Source organism: Bradyrhizobium sp. P2_E8, from assembly GCF_056403875.1.
Genome location: NZ_JBFUES010000210.1, coordinates 1 through 16,333, shown reverse-complemented (window position 1 = coordinate 16,333; position 16,333 = coordinate 1). Strand labels below are relative to the sequence as shown.

Annotated in this window: 18 protein-coding genes; 5 read left to right on the top strand and 13 right to left on the bottom strand. The window is 65.2% G+C overall.

What is annotated here, in order from left to right:
- Together recR and AC1D00_RS14275 are read left to right on the top strand one after the other, a co-directional pair.
- Positions 1-588: recombination mediator RecR (recR, locus tag AC1D00_RS14280; protein WP_477011111.1), on the top strand; the 588-nt coding region annotated here is incomplete at its 5' end.
- Between the two features lie 30 nt (positions 589-618).
- Positions 619-1,056: a hypothetical protein gene (locus AC1D00_RS14275; RefSeq protein ID WP_027547478.1), complete on the top strand. Its 438-nt coding sequence runs from the start codon at positions 619-621 to the stop codon at positions 1,054-1,056.
- Positions 1,057-1,172: 116 nt separating this feature from the next.
- Here the strand turns inward: AC1D00_RS14275 and AC1D00_RS14270 are convergent, their stop codons facing one another.
- From AC1D00_RS14270 to AC1D00_RS14260, 3 genes are all read right to left on the bottom strand, one after another.
- Complete coding sequence (locus tag AC1D00_RS14270) at positions 1,173-2,537, bottom strand: AmpG family muropeptide MFS transporter (protein ID WP_477011110.1); 1,365 nt, start codon at positions 2,535-2,537, stop codon at positions 1,173-1,175.
- Positions 2,538-2,707: 170 nt separating this feature from the next.
- A complete protein-coding gene (locus tag AC1D00_RS14265) occupies positions 2,708-3,010 on the bottom strand; it encodes a GIY-YIG nuclease family protein (RefSeq protein WP_477011109.1) in 303 nt (100 codons plus the stop codon).
- A 134-nt stretch (positions 3,011-3,144) separates the two neighbouring features.
- Entirely contained in the window at positions 3,145-4,347 is a 1,203-nt protein-coding gene (locus AC1D00_RS14260; protein ID WP_477011108.1) for a DNA recombination protein RmuC, read from the bottom strand.
- Between the two features lie 171 nt (positions 4,348-4,518).
- Between AC1D00_RS14260 and def the strand changes: the two genes are divergently transcribed.
- From def to truA, 3 genes are all read left to right on the top strand, one after another.
- A complete protein-coding gene (def, locus tag AC1D00_RS14255) occupies positions 4,519-5,043 on the top strand; it encodes a peptide deformylase (RefSeq protein WP_027547474.1) in 525 nt (174 codons plus the stop codon).
- A 133-nt stretch (positions 5,044-5,176) separates the two neighbouring features.
- The gene (fmt, locus tag AC1D00_RS14250) at positions 5,177-6,112 is read left to right on the top strand and encodes a methionyl-tRNA formyltransferase (protein WP_477011107.1); all 936 of its coding nucleotides are present in this window, start codon (positions 5,177-5,179) and stop codon (positions 6,110-6,112) included.
- A gap of 120 nt (positions 6,113-6,232) precedes the next feature.
- Positions 6,233-6,970: a tRNA pseudouridine(38-40) synthase TruA gene (gene truA, locus AC1D00_RS14245; protein ID WP_477011106.1), complete on the top strand. Its 738-nt coding sequence runs from the start codon at positions 6,233-6,235 to the stop codon at positions 6,968-6,970.
- A gap of 206 nt (positions 6,971-7,176) precedes the next feature.
- On the opposite strand, the gene dapE is transcribed toward truA, so the two are convergent.
- From dapE to AC1D00_RS14195, 10 genes are all read right to left on the bottom strand, one after another.
- Complete coding sequence (gene dapE, locus AC1D00_RS14240; RefSeq protein ID WP_477011105.1) at positions 7,177-8,343, bottom strand: succinyl-diaminopimelate desuccinylase; 1,167 nt, start codon at positions 8,341-8,343, stop codon at positions 7,177-7,179.
- The gene (locus AC1D00_RS14235; protein ID WP_477011113.1) at positions 8,340-8,927 is read right to left on the bottom strand and encodes a DUF805 domain-containing protein; all 588 of its coding nucleotides are present in this window, start codon (positions 8,925-8,927) and stop codon (positions 8,340-8,342) included. Before AC1D00_RS14235 ends, dapE begins: the two co-directional genes overlap by 4 nt.
- Positions 8,928-9,042: 115 nt before the next feature.
- The gene (gene dapD / locus AC1D00_RS14230) at positions 9,043-9,888 is read right to left on the bottom strand and encodes a 2,3,4,5-tetrahydropyridine-2,6-dicarboxylate N-succinyltransferase (protein WP_477011104.1); all 846 of its coding nucleotides are present in this window, start codon (positions 9,886-9,888) and stop codon (positions 9,043-9,045) included.
- Positions 9,889-10,112: 224 nt separating this feature from the next.
- Positions 10,113-10,844, bottom strand: coding sequence for a pyrimidine 5'-nucleotidase (locus AC1D00_RS14225; protein ID WP_477011103.1), 732 nt, complete (start codon positions 10,842-10,844; stop codon positions 10,113-10,115).
- Between the two features lie 2 nt (positions 10,845-10,846).
- Positions 10,847-11,833: a DUF1036 domain-containing protein gene (locus AC1D00_RS14220; RefSeq protein ID WP_477011102.1), complete on the bottom strand. Its 987-nt coding sequence runs from the start codon at positions 11,831-11,833 to the stop codon at positions 10,847-10,849.
- 221 nt (positions 11,834-12,054) lie between these two features.
- Positions 12,055-12,942 (bottom strand): acetylglutamate kinase, encoded by an 888-nt coding sequence (gene argB / locus AC1D00_RS14215; RefSeq protein WP_011090823.1) that lies wholly within the window; start codon positions 12,940-12,942, stop codon positions 12,055-12,057.
- Between the two features lie 162 nt (positions 12,943-13,104).
- The gene (locus AC1D00_RS14210; protein ID WP_477011101.1) at positions 13,105-13,470 is read right to left on the bottom strand and encodes a DUF423 domain-containing protein; all 366 of its coding nucleotides are present in this window, start codon (positions 13,468-13,470) and stop codon (positions 13,105-13,107) included.
- Positions 13,470-14,108: a ribosome biogenesis GTP-binding protein YihA/YsxC gene (yihA, locus tag AC1D00_RS14205; protein ID WP_477011100.1), complete on the bottom strand. Its 639-nt coding sequence runs from the start codon at positions 14,106-14,108 to the stop codon at positions 13,470-13,472. The genes AC1D00_RS14210 and yihA overlap by 1 nt, the downstream gene beginning before the upstream one ends.
- 49 nt (positions 14,109-14,157) lie before the next feature.
- Positions 14,158-16,005, bottom strand: coding sequence for a membrane protein insertase YidC (gene yidC / locus AC1D00_RS14200; RefSeq protein ID WP_477011112.1), 1,848 nt, complete (start codon positions 16,003-16,005; stop codon positions 14,158-14,160).
- 17 nt (positions 16,006-16,022) lie between these two features.
- On the bottom strand, positions 16,023-16,333 hold a 311-nt coding region (locus AC1D00_RS14195; RefSeq protein ID WP_477011099.1), incomplete at its 5' end, for a ribonuclease P protein component.

Genomic DNA, 16,333 nt, shown 5'->3' with positions numbered 1-16,333 from the left:
GGTCCTGAAATCGAGCGGCTGGTGCAGCTTCTCGCACGGCTGCCGGGCCTCGGTCCGCGCTCGGCGCGGCGCGCCGCGCTGCATCTGATCAAGAAGCGCGAAGCGCTGATGATGCCGCTGTCCTCGGCCCTCCAGGTCGCGCTCGACAAGGTCCAGGTCTGCAAGACCTGCGGCAACATCGACACGCAAAATCCCTGCACCGTCTGTACCGATCCGAAGCGCGATCCCTCGATCATCGTGGTCGTCGCCGACGTCGCCGACCTCTGGGCGCTGGAGCGGGCCAATGCGACTCAAGGGCGCTATCATGTGCTCGGTGCGACATTGTCGCCGCTCGACGGCGTCGGTCCGCAGGACCTCACCATCGACGCGCTGGTTGCGCGCGCGCATGCTGCCGAGGTGCACGAGATCATCCTGGCGCTGAACGCGACGGTGGACGGCCAGACCACGGCGCACTACATCACCGACCTGCTTCAGGACGCCAACGTAAAAGTAACGCGTCTCGCCCATGGTGTGCCGGTCGGCGGCGAGCTTGATTATCTCGATGAAGGTACGCTATCGGCCGCGATGCGGCAGCGAACCCTGTTCTAGCTATCCTACAGACCTTACGGAACGGACGACATGACGAAACTTTTCGCCACTCGATTGGCTTTGGTCGCGACGATGATGCTGCTGGTGACGCCGGCCATCTCCGCGCAGCAGGACGACGCGGCGCCGCCGCCGCCCAAGCCCGGCAAGCCGATCAACACCGGCGACGTGCTCTCGGGCGAGCTGAACGCGATGAAGGTGCGCGACGTCAAGAATGCCGGCAAGCGGATCGCGATGTATCAGATCACCTCAGAGCCGCGCCGCCTGCCGGCGCCGAACGGGCTGTGCAATCTCGAGACCGGCCCGGAGACCTTCCAGCTCGTCACATCCAGCGACGCGCAGGCCACGCAGCTGAAGTCGTTCGTCGGCAAGGAGATCTCGGTCAAGGTCGACGAAGTCGCCTGCGCCAGCGATCCCGGCCAGATGAGCGAAGCCGTGGTCACGAAGTGGAGCATCATCAAGAAGCAGTAGGAGCATCAGATCGAGATGCCGTAGGGTAGGTTAGCCGAAGGCGTAACCCACCACTGTTTATCTCCGCGGTGACAGAAATGGTGGGTTACGCTGCGCTAACCCACCCTACGAGAGCGTCAAACCCGCACCGGCCCCAGCTCTTCGAAATGCCCGCGCTTTTGCAACCATGTCAGCAGGACCAGGCTCGGGATCGCCACCAGCACGCAGATCACGAAGAACAGCGGCCAGCCGGTGGCCTTGGCGACATAGCCCGCCACCGACGAGAGATAGGTGCGTCCCACCGCGGCGAGCGCGGTCAGCAGCGCGTATTGGGTCGCCGTGTGCAGCGGGTTCTGGCACAGCGCGGAGATATAGGCGACGAAGATCACGGTGCCGATGGCGCTGGTGAAGTTTTCGCAGGTGATGGCGAAGGCGAGCGCCCATTGGCTGGTGCCGACGAAGGCCAGCCAGGAGAACGACAGGTTGGCGAGCGCCTGCACCACGCCGCCGATCCACAGGCTCGTCGCCAGCGAATAGCGCCGCGCGACGAAGCCGCCGGCAAAGCCGCCGATCAGCGTGGCGGCGAGGCCGACGCCCTTCACGATCGCCGCATAGTCGTTGCGGGAGAAGCCGAGGTCGATCACGAACGGCGCCGTCATGGTGCCGGAGAAGGCGTCGGTGAACTTGAACAGCACGACGAAGGCAAGCGCAGCGAGCGCGTCCTTGCGCGCCAGGAATTCCGAGAAGGCGCCGATCGCCGCATGCAGCACGCGCGCGAACGCCGTCTCGGCCTGCGTCGCGGCTTCCGCCCGCACCGACTGCTCGGGCTCGGTCGCGACCAGCGCGGTGATCGTGCCGATCAGCACCATCGCCGCCATCACCACATAGCCCCACATCCAGGCCGATGTGCGCGAAATGCCGGTGCTCTCGAACCCGGAGACGATGAACAGCGCGCCCGCGGTCGAGACCAGCATGCCGATGCGATAGGCCGCGACATAGGACGCCATGCCGGCGGCCTGCTCGCTCTCCGGCAGGCTCTCAACGCGGAAGGCGTCGACCACGATGTCTTGCGTCGAGGACGTCGTCGCCACCAGCAGCGCCCCGAGCGCGACGTAGAACGGTGAGCGTGCGGGATCGGTCAGCGCCAGCAGCAGGATGGCGACGATCAGCAGCAGCTGCGAGAACAGCAGCCAGCCGCGCCGCCGTCCGAACGCGCGCGTGAACAGCGGCACGTGCAGCGCATCCACCAGCGGCGCCCACAGGAATTTCAGCGTGTAGGGCGTGCCGACCAGCGCAAACAGCCCGATGGTTCCGAGATCGACCCCGGCCTCGCGCATCCACACCAGCAGCGTCGAGCCCGACAGCGCCAGCGGAAGCCCGGACGAGAAGCCGAGGAACAGCACGATCAGCACCCGCGGTTGCAGGTACACGGCAAGGCTGTCACGCCAGGAGGCGGCCGGGGCGGAAGTCGCGGCGGGGGAGGTCGCGTCGGGTGCGGTCATGGGGAGGTGTTAGCAGATTCTGGGGGCCACAAGGGAGCTGTCGTCGCCCTCTCCGCTGTCATCGTCCGCGAAGGCGGACGATTTAGTAACCACCAGCGTCTCGGTTCAATCACACCCGCCGCAGCGTACTGGATACCCCGTCTTCGCGGGGTATGACAGCGTCGACAGTGTCATGGTGGTCCGGCTATCCCGGGATAGAGATCATCCCAATTCGGGTTGTGCTGCTCGATCAAGCGGGCCTTCCAGGCCCTGTTCCACTTCTTGAGCCGCTCCTCTCGTTTGATCGCATTCTCGGGGTCATCGAATTGCTCGAAGTAGACGAGCCTCGCGACGTCATATTTCTCTGTGAAACTCTCGATCAGCTTTGACTTGTGCTCGGCTGCGCGGCGGATGAGGTCATTCGTCACGCCGATATACAGCGTGCCCCCAATCTTGCTGGCGAGGATGTACACGTAGTAGCAGCGTGCGCCCATCTGCCGCATTTCCCTCCGCTGTCATCGTCCGCGAAGGCGGACGATCCAGTACTCCGCGGCGTTCCGGATCAATAACGACTGCCGCGGCGTACTGGATGCCCCGCCTTCGCGGGGCATGACAGTGTGCCTTGAACTCACTCCCCCGCCTGGAGCTTCCTCGGGAACAGTTCGGGCGCGCCGGTTGCCACCAGGTGCGGGCCCTCCGCCGGCGCATCGGCCTTGCTGAAATCGAGCTCCTCGATCCGTCCGGCGCGCTTCTCGATCTTGTCGGCGGAGATCAGCACCTGGCGGACGTCCTCGTTCGCGTCGGCAAAGTGCTTCTGCAGCTTCAGCACGCGGTCGCGCAGGCGGCCGAGATCGTCGCCGAGCTTGATGACCTCGGTGCGGATCTGGTCGGCCGCATCGCGCATGCGCGCGTCCTTCATGATCTGCTGCATCACCTGGATCGCCAGCATCAGGAGCGAGGGCGACACCAGCACGACTCGCGCGCGGTAGGCCTTCTGGATCACGTCGTCGAAGCCGTCATGGATCTCGGCATAGACCGATTCCGACGGCACGAACATCAGCGCCATCTCCTGGGTCTCGCCGGTGACGAGATATTTTTCCGCGATGTCGCTGACATGCTTCATCACGTCGCCGCGCAGCCGCTGCGTGGCGATGCGCTTCTCCTCGTCGGTGCGGGCGTCGTGCAGCGCGGTCATCGCTTCGAGCGGAAACTTCGCGTCGATGCAGAGCGGGCGCTGATCGGGCAGGAACACGACGCAGTCCGGCCGCTTTCCGGTCGAAAGCGTGAACTGGAACTCGTAGGCGCCCTTCGGCAAGCCGTCCTGGACGATCGCCTCCATCCGCGCCTGGCCGAAGGCGCCGCGCGACTGCTTGTTGGCGAGCACGTCGCGCAAGGTCGTCACCTGCGTGGTGAGGTCGGTGAGGTTCTTGTGCGCGTTGTCGATGATGCCAAGCCGCTCGTGCAAGGCGTGCAGGCTCTCCATGGTGTTGCGGGTCGAGTGCTCCATGGACTGGCCGACGCGATGGGTGACCGAATCCAGCCGCTCATTGACCGCGCGGGCCATCTCGGCCTGGCGGCCGGCCAGCGCCTGGGTCATGGCGTCGACCCGGCCCGCGGCCTCGCTCTGGGCATGCAGCATCTGGCTGATGCGCTCCTCGAGCTCGTCGGCGCGGATCGCATTCGCCATCGCGAGTTCCGCCCCGCGCCGCCCCGAGCGGGCAATCACCACGGCGATCACAACCAGCAGGATGAGGACCAGGACGCCGAAGCCGATCAGCGCGTCGATCGTGCGCACCGGCCAGTCGCCGGCCACGAAAATGATCTCGTTCATGCCTGCCCTTCTAGCCGATTCGGCCGTCTCCACGAACGAATAGCGAACATTTATGGTAAATGCCCCGTTAATTTTTATGGTTAACGAAACCTGAAGCTTTATGGTTAGTGGAGGGTTAACGGGGTTCCTGGCCGCATTGACCGCGTCCGGCGCCCGGCTTAAATCGCCGCCATGGCCCTCAGAGAAATCATCATCCTGCCCGACAAGCAGCTGCGTCTGGTCTCCAAGCCGATCGAGAAGGTCACGACGGAGATTCGCAAGCTTGCCGACGACATGTTCGAGACCATGTACGACGCGCCCGGCATTGGCCTCGCGGCGATCCAGATCGCGCAGCCGTTGCGGCTGATCACCATGGACCTCGCCAAGCGCGACGAGAACGGCGAGACCAAGCCGGAGCCGCGCGTCTTCATCAATCCGGAAGTCATCGCCTCGTCCGAGGAGCTGTCGGTCTACGAGGAAGGCTGCCTGTCGATCCCCGAATATTACGAGGAGGTCGAACGTCCTGCGAAGGTGCGCGTGCGCTTCACCGATCTCGACGGCAAGGTGCACGAGGAGGACGCCGAAGGCCTCTACGCCACCTGCATCCAGCACGAGATCGACCATCTCAACGGCGTCCTGTTCGTCGACTATCTGTCGAAGCTCAAGCGCGACCGCGTGATCAAGAAGTTCGAGAAAGCCGCCAAGCGCGCGGAGTAAGGTTCTCTCTCTGTCGTCATGGCCGGGCTTGACCCGGCCATCCACGCCTTGCTTGCTTTGTCGCGAAGACCGTGGATGCCCGGGTCAAGCCCGGGCATGACGGAGAACCAGAACTCTCACCGAACGCAGTCACATGCCCCTTCGCCTCATCTTCATGGGCACGCCCGATTTCTCCGTGCCGACGCTGCTCGAGCTCGTCGCCCATGGCCATGAGATCGTGGCTGTCTATACGCGCGCGCCGAAGCCGGGCGGGCGGCGCGGCCTGCAATTGCAGCCGACGCCGGTGGAGGAAGCCGCGCGAAAACTCGGCGTGCCCGTGCTGACGCCGAAGACGCTGAAGACAGAGGAAGCGCTGGAGCAGTTTCGCGCCTTTGACGCCGACGCCGCCGTGGTCGTCGCCTACGGCATGATCCTGCCGCAGGCCATTCTCGATGCGCCAAGGCTCGGCTGCTACAATCTGCACGCTTCGCTGCTGCCGCGCTGGCGCGGTGCCGCGCCGATCAACCGCGCCATCATGGCTGATGATGCCGAGAGCGGCGTCATGGTGATGAAGATGGACGTCGGCCTCGACACCGGCGACGTCGCCATGGCCGAGCGGCTGGCGATCACCGACAACATGACCGCGGCCGACCTGCACGATCGCCTGTCCCGGCTCGGCGCCGACCTGATGGTGCGGGCCATGGCGGCGCTCGGCCGCGGCGGGCTCCAGCTCAAGAAGCAGAGCGAGGACGGCGTCACCTATGCGGCCAAGATCGACAAGGCCGAGGCGCGCATCGACTGGAGCAAGCCCGCGCGCGCGGTGTTGCGCCACATCCACGGCCTGTCGCCGTTCCCCGGCGCCTGGACCGAGCTCGCAGATGTCAGCGAGAACCCGCGCGTGAAAATCCTGCGCTGCGAACTCGCCAAGGGCTCGGGCGCGCCGGGCGAGGTGCTCGACGACCAGCTCACCATCGCCTGCGGCGAGGGCGCGATCCGCATCATCGAGCTCCAACGCGAAGGCAAGGCGCGGATGCAGGCGGTCGACTTCCTGCGCGGCGTGCCGATGAAGGCGGGCGCGAAATTCACCTGACACTGTCATACCCCGCGAAGGCGGGGTATCCAGTACGCCGAGGCTTCTCGGTTGAACGGAGAGGCCGCGGCGTACTGGATCGCCCGGTCAAGCCGGGCGATGACGGCAGAATTGGAAACGATGCCCCGCTACAAGCTCACCATCGAATATGACGGCGCGCCGTTCTTCGGCTGGCAGGTGCAGGACACGCTGCCGTCGGTGCAGGGCGCTTTGGAAGCGGCGGTGAAGGCGATGACCGGCGCGGATCTGCGGGTGCATGGCGCCGGCCGCACCGATGCCGGCGTGCATGCGCGCGGCCAGGTCGCTCATGTCGACATCGAGAAGCAGTTTCCGCCGGGCCGTTTTCGCGACGGTCTCAACGCGCATCTGCGCCCGCATCCGATTGCGGTGCTCGAGGCCGAGATCGTGCCAGATACCTTCGAGGCTCGCTTCTCGGCCGTGAAGCGCCACTATCGCTACCGCATCGTCAACACCCGCGCGAACCTCGCGCTCGACGTCGGCCACGCCTGGCGCGTCCCACGCCGGCTCGATGCCGAGGCGATGCATGCGGCCGCGCAACGCCTGCTCGGCAAGCACGATTTCACGACCTTCCGCGACACCGAGTGCCAGGCCAAGTCGCCGGAGAAGACGCTCGACCAGCTCGACGTGATGCGCGACGGCCGCGAGATCACCATCGTTACCTCGGCGCGCTCGTTCCTGCACAGCCAGGTGCGCTCGATGGTGGGATCGCTGGTCTGGGTCGGCGAGGGACGCTGGACCGCCGACGATCTCTCCGCAGCGCTCAAAGCCCGCAACCGCGCGGCGTGCGGCATCGTCGCCCCGCCGGACGGGCTGTATTTGATGAAGGTGGATTATTAGGGCGGGAGGCGCAGAGACCGCATTCTCTCGCCCCATCATCGGTGTCATGCCCCGCCACCGGGTCTCGCCTTCGGCGAGCCCGATGACAGGCTCCGGCGGGGCATCCAGTACGCCGCAGCCTCTCGGCTCAATCACTGCTGTCTCTGGAATACTGGATCGCCCGCCTTCGCGGGCGATGACAGCGGAGGACTTGGCGTTAGTTGGACCTACCCAAAATACCGCGCCAAAATCCCCCGATATACCTTCGTCAGCTTCTCCAGGTCCACCACCGGCACACGCTCGTTGACCTGGTGCATGGTCTGGCCGACCAGGCCGAACTCGATCACGGGGCAATAGCTGGAGATGAAGCGTGCGTCCGAGGTGCCGCCTGAGGTCGACAGCTCCGGCTTGCGGCCCGTCACCTCCTCGATCGCCGACACCGCGAGATCGGTGAACGGGCCGGGCTTGGTGACGAACACGTTCGAGTTCGACGGCTCCCAGATGATGCGGGCGCGGATACGGTTGCCGCAGGCCTTTGTCAGCCGCGTCTCGACCAGCTCGCGCAAGGATGCCTGGGTGTGGTTGTCGTTGTAGCGGATGTTGAATTTTGCGCGGGCCTCGCCGGGGATGACGTTGTTGGCCTTGTTGCCGACGTCGACCGAGGTGAACTCGAGATTGGACGCCTGGAACTGCGCGCTGCCATGATCGAGCGGCTCGTCGGAGATCGCCACGATCAACCGCGAAATGTCCGGCACGGGATTGGAGGCGCGGTGCGGATAGGCGACATGGCCCTGCACGCCGTCGACATACAGCGTGCCGGATTGCGAGCCGCGGCGGCCGACCTTGATGGTGTCGCCGAGCGTCTCGACATTGGAGGGCTCGCCCAGCACGCAATGATCGAATTTTTCGCCGCGCTCGGCGGCCCATTTCAGGAGCTTGATGGTGCCGTTGATGGAGACGTCTTCCTCGTCGCCGGTGATCAGGAACGAGATCGAACCCGTGCCGTCGGCGCGCGGCTTGCCACCGTTGGCGGCGAGATGTTCCAGCACCGCGGCGACCGAGCAGGCGATGCCGCCCTTCATGTCGACCGCGCCACGGCCGTGCAGGAAGCCGTCCTTCACCTCGCCGGAGAATGCGCCGACGCTCCAGGCGCTCTCGTCGCCCGGCGGCACCACGTCGGTGTGGCCGGCGAAGGTGACGTGCGGGCCTTCGCTGCCGATCCGCGCATAGAGATTGTCGACGTCGGCAGTGCCGGGCTCGCTGAACGTCACGCGGTGGCAGGTGAAGCCGGCTGCGTTGAGCGCGTTTTCAAGCACCCCGAGCGCGCCGGCATCGGCCGGGGTTACCGAGGGACAGCGGATGAGATCGCGGGCAATCGAGAGAGCATCGGTCATGCGCCCCGCTTAACATGCATGCCGCCGGGTGGGCTAGCGCTGGGCGGGACAAATTCGATCTCGCTCTGCTGGTCCCAGCTTTTCGCAGGGGAAGGGCCGTCCTCGGTCTTGGCCAATGGATCAGGACCGAACCTGTTATTGCCGACGCTGCCGGGCATAATGAACATCTCGACAAATCCCCACAGCCACAGGATGGACGCGACCAGCCAGAACGGAAGCATCCAGTAGGAGTTCGGCAGCAGGTCCGAGAACTGGCTGTATAGGCCGGGCAGGAAGAAGAACAGAACGAGCCACCAGCCGCGCCTGTCGCGATCATGCAGCCGCTTGATCGCCGTCGCGAGATAGATCCAGAGGAACAGCGACAAGCCGAACGCCTTCAGGATCAGGTTCGTGCGATCAAGGGACGAAAGCGGGCGATAGGCCCGGGGATCGACCAGCTTGAAGAGGTCGTCGAGGCCGAAGTCGAAATCGAGCTTCAGCGATAACTTCAATGCCCCCTCGGCGTCGATGAGATGGATCACCTGACCGATCACGCCGAGCAGGGCCGCCAGCAGCGCGACGATGAGCAGCGCCTGCCACAGCAGAGCGCGACGCAGTTGGTTGTGAAGCTACTAACTCGGAGTCTTCGCCAAACCACTCCCTGGGAGTATGGGTCCCGGCCTTCGCCGGGACGACGATGGATAGGCAGCGTAGCCGAACTTAATCCCGCAGCAGCTCGTTGATGCTGGTCTTGGACCGCGTGCGCTCGTCGACGCGCTTGACAATCACGGCGCAGGCGGTGCTCGGGCCGATATGGCCGTTCTTCATGGGCTTGCCGGGCAGCGCGCCGGGCACCACCACCGRATATTCGGGCACTTCGCCGATGAAGACCTCGCCGGTCTCGCGGTCGACGATCTTGGTCGAGGCGCCCAGGAACACGCCCATGGCCAGCACCGCGCCCTTGCGCACGATCACGCCTTCGGCGACCTCGGAGCGCGCGCCGATGAAGCAATCGTCCTCGATGATCACGGGCTCGGCCTGGAGCGGCTCGAGCACGCCGCCGATGCCGGCGCCGCCGGAGATGTGCACGCGCTTGCCGATCTGCGCGCAGGAGCCGACGGTGGCCCAGGTGTCGACCATGGTGCTCTCATCGACATAGGCGCCGAGATTGACGAAGGATGGCATCAGCACGACGTTCTTGGCGATGAAGGCCGAGCGGCGGACGACGGCGCCCGGCACTGCGCGAAAACCGGCATCGCGAAAACGGTTCTCGCCCCAGCCTTCGAACTTCGAGGGCACCTTGTCCCACCAGGTCGCCTTGCCGGGACCGCCGGGAATGACGCCCATGTCGTTGAGGCGGAAGGACAGCAGCACGGCCTTCTTCAGCCACTGATTGACCTTCCACTTGCCGTCGGCCCCGCGCTCGGCAACGCGCGCCTCGCCCTTGTCCAGAGTCTCCAGCACCTGGTCCACGGCCTCGCGCACCTCGCCCTTGGTCGAGGTCGAGATGCCGTCACGCGCGTCGAAGGCGCTGTTGATGGTGGATTCGAGGGCGGACAGGGACATCGGGATTTCCTCTAGGGAATGGGAATTTTGATGGATTGGAGCGCTTTTTCGGGATTTGGCGGGGCGGAGTCAAGGCATACTCATCCGTCGTCCCGGACAAGCGGGCATGAGTCCCGTAGCCCGGATGGAGCGCAGCGCAATCCGGGACGGTCGCTCCGCGGCGAGAGGCCCCGGATTACGCTGCGCTCCATCCGGGCTACGGACTTTCGCCGGGACGACAGCGGCTATTTCGGCGACAGCCCCGCCAAGAATCCCGCCAGATCGTCCGTGACATGGTCCACATGGGCGGCATCGCGGCCCTCCAGTTCCCAGTCCTCGCGCACCACTTCCTTGGTGCCGTCGGGCACCACCAGCACCGTGGTCATGCCGAGCTCGTGGGGAACGGTGAGGTTGCGGGCGAGGTCCTCGAACATGGCGGCCCGGGTCGGATCGACGGCATGGTCGCCGAGGAATTTCCGGTAGGTCTGCGCCGCCGGCTTGGGCTCGAAGCCGGCGGCAATGATGTCGAACACGCCGTCGAAATGGGTGGCGAGGCCGAGCCGCGCCAGCACCGCGTCGACATGGTCGACCGAGCCGTTGGTCAGGATCAGCTTGCGTCCCGGCAGTTTTGCGATGGCCGCGCCGAGCGCCGGATTCGGCTCCAGCGGCGAATGGTCGATCTTGTGGACGTAAGCGAGATAGTCGTCGGCGTGCACGCCATGCAGGGTCATCATGCCGCGCATGGTGGTGCCGAAGCGCCGGTAATAGTCCTTCTGGATATTGCGCGCTTCCTCTGGCCCGACGTTCAGCCAGTTGCAGACGAACTCCCCGATCCGCGCATCGACCTGCTGCCACAGATTGACGTGACGCGGATACAGCGTGTTGTCGAGGTCGAATACCCAGGTATCGACATGGGTGAAGGTGCGGAGTGGTCCCGGCCTTCGCCGGGACGACACCGGTGTTTGTGGCGTCGTCATACTCACGGCATCGCAAACCGCAGCGTCCTGCCGCCGCTCGACATGTCCACCGCGCCAAAACCCATCGCGGCAAATCCGCGCGCGCCGCAATCGGTCTGCTCAACGGTCTCGAACTTGGTCTCGCGCGTGCAGAGCTGCTTCTCGCCGCCCCAGTTCAGCGGCTTGTCCTTCAGCTTGATGGCGCGGTTGTCGGCATCGACGGCTTCCGCGAAGCTGAATATCTGCTTCGGCTGGCCGCTCACGTCGGGGTGCAGGCATTTGCCGGGGTCGATGCGGTACCAGCCGCGGCTCGTCACCGACTTGCCGTCGTCGGTGGCGATCGCCGCCATCACCTTGTGCGGGGTGTCGTTGCACCAGGTCAGACCGCTCGGCGACGGCGTCTGCGTCGCATCGACCATGGTCTTGAAGAAATTCGGCGACGACACGGCGTCGGACGAAAGCCCGCGGCTCTTCAGGAACGCAGCCAGCGCGCCCTGCGTCTTCGGTCCGTCGACACCGTCGATCGCGCCGACGTCATAACCGATGATCACCAGCAGCCGCTGGATGCCGGCGAGGCGCGCCTGCTCGTCGTCATATTCGGAATCCTCGGCGAGATACGTCACCAGATTGCCGTCGTCGCCTTGCGTCGGTGTCACTTGCGTGAAGGCGGCCTGGGTCTGGCCGCTGCGGCATTGCCGCGCAGCCGCGATGACGAAATTGTCCTGGGCGACGCACAGCATGTCGCTGCCGTTCTGCGGGATCGGCGAGGCGCCATAGACGCCGAGCGCGCGGGCGTTGAGCAGGATGCGGTCGGCGGTCAGCGTGCCCTGCACCACCACGCGGCAGGTGGCGGGATCGATCCTGAACCAGCCGCGCGTCGCGGTCGCCGCCTTGTCGTCGATGCCGATCGCGGCCTCGACGACATAGGACATGCGGTTGCAGATCTTGAGGTCGGCGAAGGCAGGGGCCGAGGAGAACAGGAACGAGACGGCCGCGGCAGGCAGCGTCATCAGGAAGCGGGTGAGGGGGGAGCGGCGCGGTCTCGCCCCTGTCATTCCGGGGCGATGCGAAGCATCGAACCCGGAATCTCGAGATTCCGGGTTCGCCCTGCGGGCGCCCCGGAATGAGTCTGCGAGGCGAGAGCCGTGGATGCCCGGGTGATTTGAGCGAAGACGCGCTTCGCGCTCTTGCCCGGGCATGACGACCTTCTTCCGCTGCTCGCGTTCGCCCGTCACTTGTGGATCAGCGTCCCCGTGCCCTGGTTGGTGAACAGCTCGAGCAGCACCGCGTGCTGCATCTTGCCGTCGATGATGACGACGCCCTCCACGCCCTGTTCGAGCGCGTAGATGCAGGTCTCGACCTTCGGAATCATGCCGCCGGAAATGGTGCCGTCGGCGATCAGTTTTCGCGCGTCCTTCACCGAAAGCTGCGGAATCAGCTTCTTGGACTTGTCGAGCACGCCGGGCACGTCGGTGAGCAGCAGCAGGCGCTTTGCCTTCAGTGCGCCGGCGACCGCACCGGCAAAGGTGTCGGCGTTGACGTTCAGCGTCTGGCCTTCCTTGGAGGTCGCGAGCGGCGCCAGCACCGGGATCAGCTCGTAGCCGATCAGCTGGTTGAGCAGCGTGAGGTCGACCTTCTCGGGGTCGCCGACGAAGCCGAGATCGATCGCCTTCTCGATGTTCGAGCCCGGATCGACGATGGTGCGCGTCGTCTTCGACGCCTTCACCATGTTGGCGTCCTTGCCCGAGAGTCCCACGGCCTTGCCGCCGGCTTCGTTGATGTAGCCGACGATCTGCTTGTTGACGGAGCCGGCCAGCACCATCTCGACGATCTCGATGGTCGCGGCATCGGTGATGCGCAGGCCTGCTGCGAACTCCGACTGGATGCCGAGGCGCTTGAGCATGGTCGCGATCTGCGGCCCGCCGCCATGCACGACCACCGGGTTGATCGCGGTCTGCTCCAGCAGCACGATGTCGCGGGCAAAGTTCTTCGCAGTCTCCTCGTCGCCCATGGCATGGCCGCCATATTTGATGACGATGGTTTCCTCGTCATACTGCTGCATGTGCGGCAGCGCTTCGGACAGGATGCGGGCCTGGTCGAGCGGGGAGATGTCGGTCATGAGGCGGATCTCGCTGGCGGGACTGTCGGGCCGCGTTCTATCCGATTGGCGGGGTCAGCGCAAAGTATGCCTGACATGTAGCCCGGATGGAGCGCAGCGTAATCCGGGTTCGTGCCGCAGACGCAGGCCCCGGATTACGCTGCGCTCCATCCGGGCTACGGGTCAGCGCTTGGCCACCACCGCCGCCAGCGTCACCGCCAGCCAGCTCAAGATCATCACCGTTCCGCCGGTCGGGGCCGCATAGGGAAACAGCGAGTGCCCGGCATATTGCCGCAAGGTGAGATCGCCGGCGAACAGCGCGGCGCCGCTTGCGAAGCCGGCCGCGGCGATGAGGCCAATTCCGCCGTGCAGAAGGCCGCGCGCGAGCAATCCGATCACCGCGAGTATGGCAGTTGCATGAAACAGCAGCATGGCGCTCGCCGAGGCAAGCCGGCTGGCATCGCCACCATGGGCGGAGGCGGCGGCCAGCGCGACGCCGGCGGCGCCCATCAAACCGGCAAGCCCGATCAACAGGCGGTGCACCGCCATCACGTGCTCCGCTCTTCCAGCAGCTTCGCCATCGCGGCGCGCAGCTCGGCCATGCCCGTCGCGCTCCGCGACGAGGTCGCGAGCACGTTCGGGAACGCGGCCGGATGCTTGGCCAGCGCGGCCTCGGTCTCGGCAATACGCGAGGCAAGCTCGGAGGCCTTCACCTGGTCGGCCTTGGTCAGCACGATCTGGTAGCTCACGGCGGAGCGGTCGAGCGTCCCGAGGATCTCGAGATCGACGTCCTTCAGCCCGTGCCGCGCGTCGATCAGCACATAGACGCGCGCGAGGCTGGCGCGGCCCAGCAGGAATTTATGAATCAGCTCGGTCCAGGACGCGACCTGGCTCTTCGGTGCCTTGGCGTAGCCATAGCCGGGCATGTCGACGAGGCGCAGGTCGGTTTTCCCGGGGACCTCGAAGAAGATCAGCTCTTGCGTGCGGCCCGGCGTATGCGAGGTGCGCGCCAGCGCGTTGCGGCCGGTGAGCGCGTTGATCAGGCTCGACTTGCCGACATTGGAGCGGCCGGCAAAGGCGATCTCCAGCCCGTCCATCGGCGGCAGCGTCTGGATCGAGGGCGAGGCCCAGATGAACTGCCAGTCGCGCGCGAACAGAACGTGGATGCCCGGGACAAGCCCGGGCATGACGACTTGGAAGCATTGTGCCCGCATGACTGGGGCACTTGCCGGACGGCTACGTCGCCTTCTTCGCGAACGTTGCCTTGAGATTGTCGAACAGCTCCACCTTCACGCCATTGCGGCGCATGATGAAGCTCTGCTGGAGCACCGAGAGCGTGTTGTTCCAGGCCCAGTAGATCACGAGGCCCGCCGGGAAGCCCGCCAGCATGAAGGTGAAGATCAGCGGCATCCAGTTGAAGATCAGCTGCTGGGTCGGATCCGGCGGCGTCGGGTTCAGCTTCATCTGGAACCACATCGTGATGCCCATGACGATCGGCCAGATGCCGAGCGCGAGGTAGTGGCCGAAGACGGGAATCGTGGTCGGATCGAGCGGGATCAGCCCGAACAGGTTGAACAGATTGGTCGGGTCCGGCGCGGAGAGGTCCTTGATCCAGCCGTAGAACGGCGCATGCCGCATCTCGATGGTGACGAACAGCACCTTGTAGAGCGAGAAGAACACCGGGATCTGGATCACGACGGGAAGACAGCCGGCGACCGGATTGATCTTCTCCTTGCGGTAGATCTCCATCATCTCCTGCTGCTGCTTCACCTTGTCATCGGGGTAGCGCTCTTTCAGCGCCTGAAGCTGCGGCTGGATCGACTTCATCTTCGCCATCGAGGCATAGGACTTGTTCGCCAGCGGGAAGAACAACAGCTTCACGATCACGGTCACGAGCAGGATCGAGATGCCGAAATTGCCGAAGAAGCGGTAGAAGAAGTCGAGGCCGAGGAACATCGGCTTGGTGATGAAATAGAACCAGCCCCAGTCGATCAACAGGTCGAAATGGTTGAGGCTGAGTTCCTTGTTGTAGCCGCCGTGGCCGGCGAGCGGGAAGTTGATGCCGACGACGCCGGCTTCCTTGGCGCCGGCAAACAGCCGCGCGTTCGCCGTCGCACTGCCGCCGATCGCGACGGTGACGGGATCGAGCAGATAGTCGGTCTGGTAGGTGTGGACGTTGCCGCTCGGGTTCGACGAGAAACGCGCCTGAAGCTGGGCGCTGGTGTCCGGCAGCAGCGCCGAGGCCCAGTACTTGTCGGTCATGCCGAGCCAGCCATTGGTGGCCTTGAAGTTCACCGACTTGGCTTCGTCGATCTTCTTGTAGGCGTATTCCTGCAGGCCATCGAGATAGCCGATCAGGCCTTCATGCAGGATGTAGTAGCCGGAGACCTGCGGGGTGCCGTGGCGCGAGATCAGCGCGAACGGATAGAGCGTCACCGGCGCGTTGCCGACATTGCTCACCTCGTCCTTGATGGTGAAGAGATAGTGGTCGTCGACCGAGATGGTGCGGCGGAAGGTGAGGCCCTCGCCGTTGTCCCATTTCAGCACCGCCGGCGTCGTCGGCGTCAGGCTGCCGCTGCCGTCCTGCTGCCAGACGGTCTGCGCGTCCGGCAGCTTGGCCGTCACGCCCGTTGCGGGCACCCAGCCGAACTCGGCGTAATAGGGCTCCGCGGTGCCCGAGGGCGAATACAGGATGATCGGCGGCGACTTCGGATCGACCGTCTCGCGATACTGCACCAGCGCGATATCGTCGATGCGGCCGCCCTTCAATGAGATGCTGCCGGCGATCCGCGGCGTGTCGATCTTCACGCGCGGGCTGGCCGCAATCGCGGTGTCGCGGGCGACGACCGGCTGGGCCTGCTGGTTCGCTGCCGGCGTCGACGGCTGCGCGGCGCCGCCGGATTGCGGCGTGGCGCCCGGCGTTGCGGAGGCCGTCGGCTGCGGCGTGGTCTTCTGAAGCTCGGCCTGCGCCTGCTGCTGGGCGCGCTGTTTCTCCATCGCCGGCACGTTGTAGAAATACTGCCAGGCGATCAGCACGAGGCCCGATAGAATGACGGCGAGGATGGTATTGCGATTGTCGGTCATCATCTAATGTCTCGTCATCAATCCGGTTTGYGGCTGGCAGCAGGAGCGGTGCCGGGCCTATGGCCGCGTCCCTTTGACTGTCCCTTGTGAGATCCCGTGTGAGATCCCTTGGCCGTATGCCGCGCGGGCTTCGAGAACGCTATGCGCAGATCGTCGAGCATGGCGGCGAAGGGGCGCGAGAGCGCGTCCCTTCGGCCGACCAGTACATAGTCATGATGGGGCTGCATTGACACCGGATCGAGCCGCTTCACCAGTTCGCGAAGCCGGCGCCGGATGCGATTGCGCTCGGGGGCGTTGCCGTTCTTTTTGGTGACGGTGAAGCCTACTC

What these genes read in the sequence shown, in the direction of transcription:
- AC1D00_RS14275 (WP_027547478.1), top strand. Translation starts at nt 619, where the DNA reads ATGACGAAACTTTTCGCCACTCGATTGGCTTTGGTCGCGACGATGATG.
- AC1D00_RS14270 (WP_477011110.1), bottom strand. Translation starts at nt 2,537, where the DNA reads ATGACCGCACCCGACGCGACCTCCCCCGCCGCGACTTCCGCCCCGGCC.
- AC1D00_RS14265 (WP_477011109.1), bottom strand. Translation starts at nt 3,010, where the DNA reads ATGGGCGCACGCTGCTACTACGTGTACATCCTCGCCAGCAAGATTGGG.
- AC1D00_RS14260 (WP_477011108.1), bottom strand. Translation starts at nt 4,347, where the DNA reads ATGAACGAGATCATTTTCGTGGCCGGCGACTGGCCGGTGCGCACGATC.
- def (WP_027547474.1), top strand. Translation starts at nt 4,519, where the DNA reads ATGGCCCTCAGAGAAATCATCATCCTGCCCGACAAGCAGCTGCGTCTG.
- fmt (WP_477011107.1), top strand. Translation starts at nt 5,177, where the DNA reads ATGCCCCTTCGCCTCATCTTCATGGGCACGCCCGATTTCTCCGTGCCG.
- truA (WP_477011106.1), top strand. Translation starts at nt 6,233, where the DNA reads ATGCCCCGCTACAAGCTCACCATCGAATATGACGGCGCGCCGTTCTTC.
- dapE (WP_477011105.1), bottom strand. Translation starts at nt 8,343, where the DNA reads ATGACCGATGCTCTCTCGATTGCCCGCGATCTCATCCGCTGTCCCTCG.
- AC1D00_RS14225 (WP_477011103.1), bottom strand. Translation starts at nt 10,844, where the DNA reads ATGACGACGCCACAAACACCGGTGTCGTCCCGGCGAAGGCCGGGACCA.
- AC1D00_RS14220 (WP_477011102.1), bottom strand. Translation starts at nt 11,833, where the DNA reads ATGACGCTGCCTGCCGCGGCCGTCTCGTTCCTGTTCTCCTCGGCCCCT.
- argB (WP_011090823.1), bottom strand. Translation starts at nt 12,942, where the DNA reads ATGACCGACATCTCCCCGCTCGACCAGGCCCGCATCCTGTCCGAAGCG.
- AC1D00_RS14210 (WP_477011101.1), bottom strand. Translation starts at nt 13,470, where the DNA reads ATGGCGGTGCACCGCCTGTTGATCGGGCTTGCCGGTTTGATGGGCGCC.
- yihA (WP_477011100.1), bottom strand. Translation starts at nt 14,108, where the DNA reads ATGCCCGGGCTTGTCCCGGGCATCCACGTTCTGTTCGCGCGCGACTGG.
- yidC (WP_477011112.1), bottom strand. Translation starts at nt 16,005, where the DNA reads ATGACCGACAATCGCAATACCATCCTCGCCGTCATTCTATCGGGCCTC.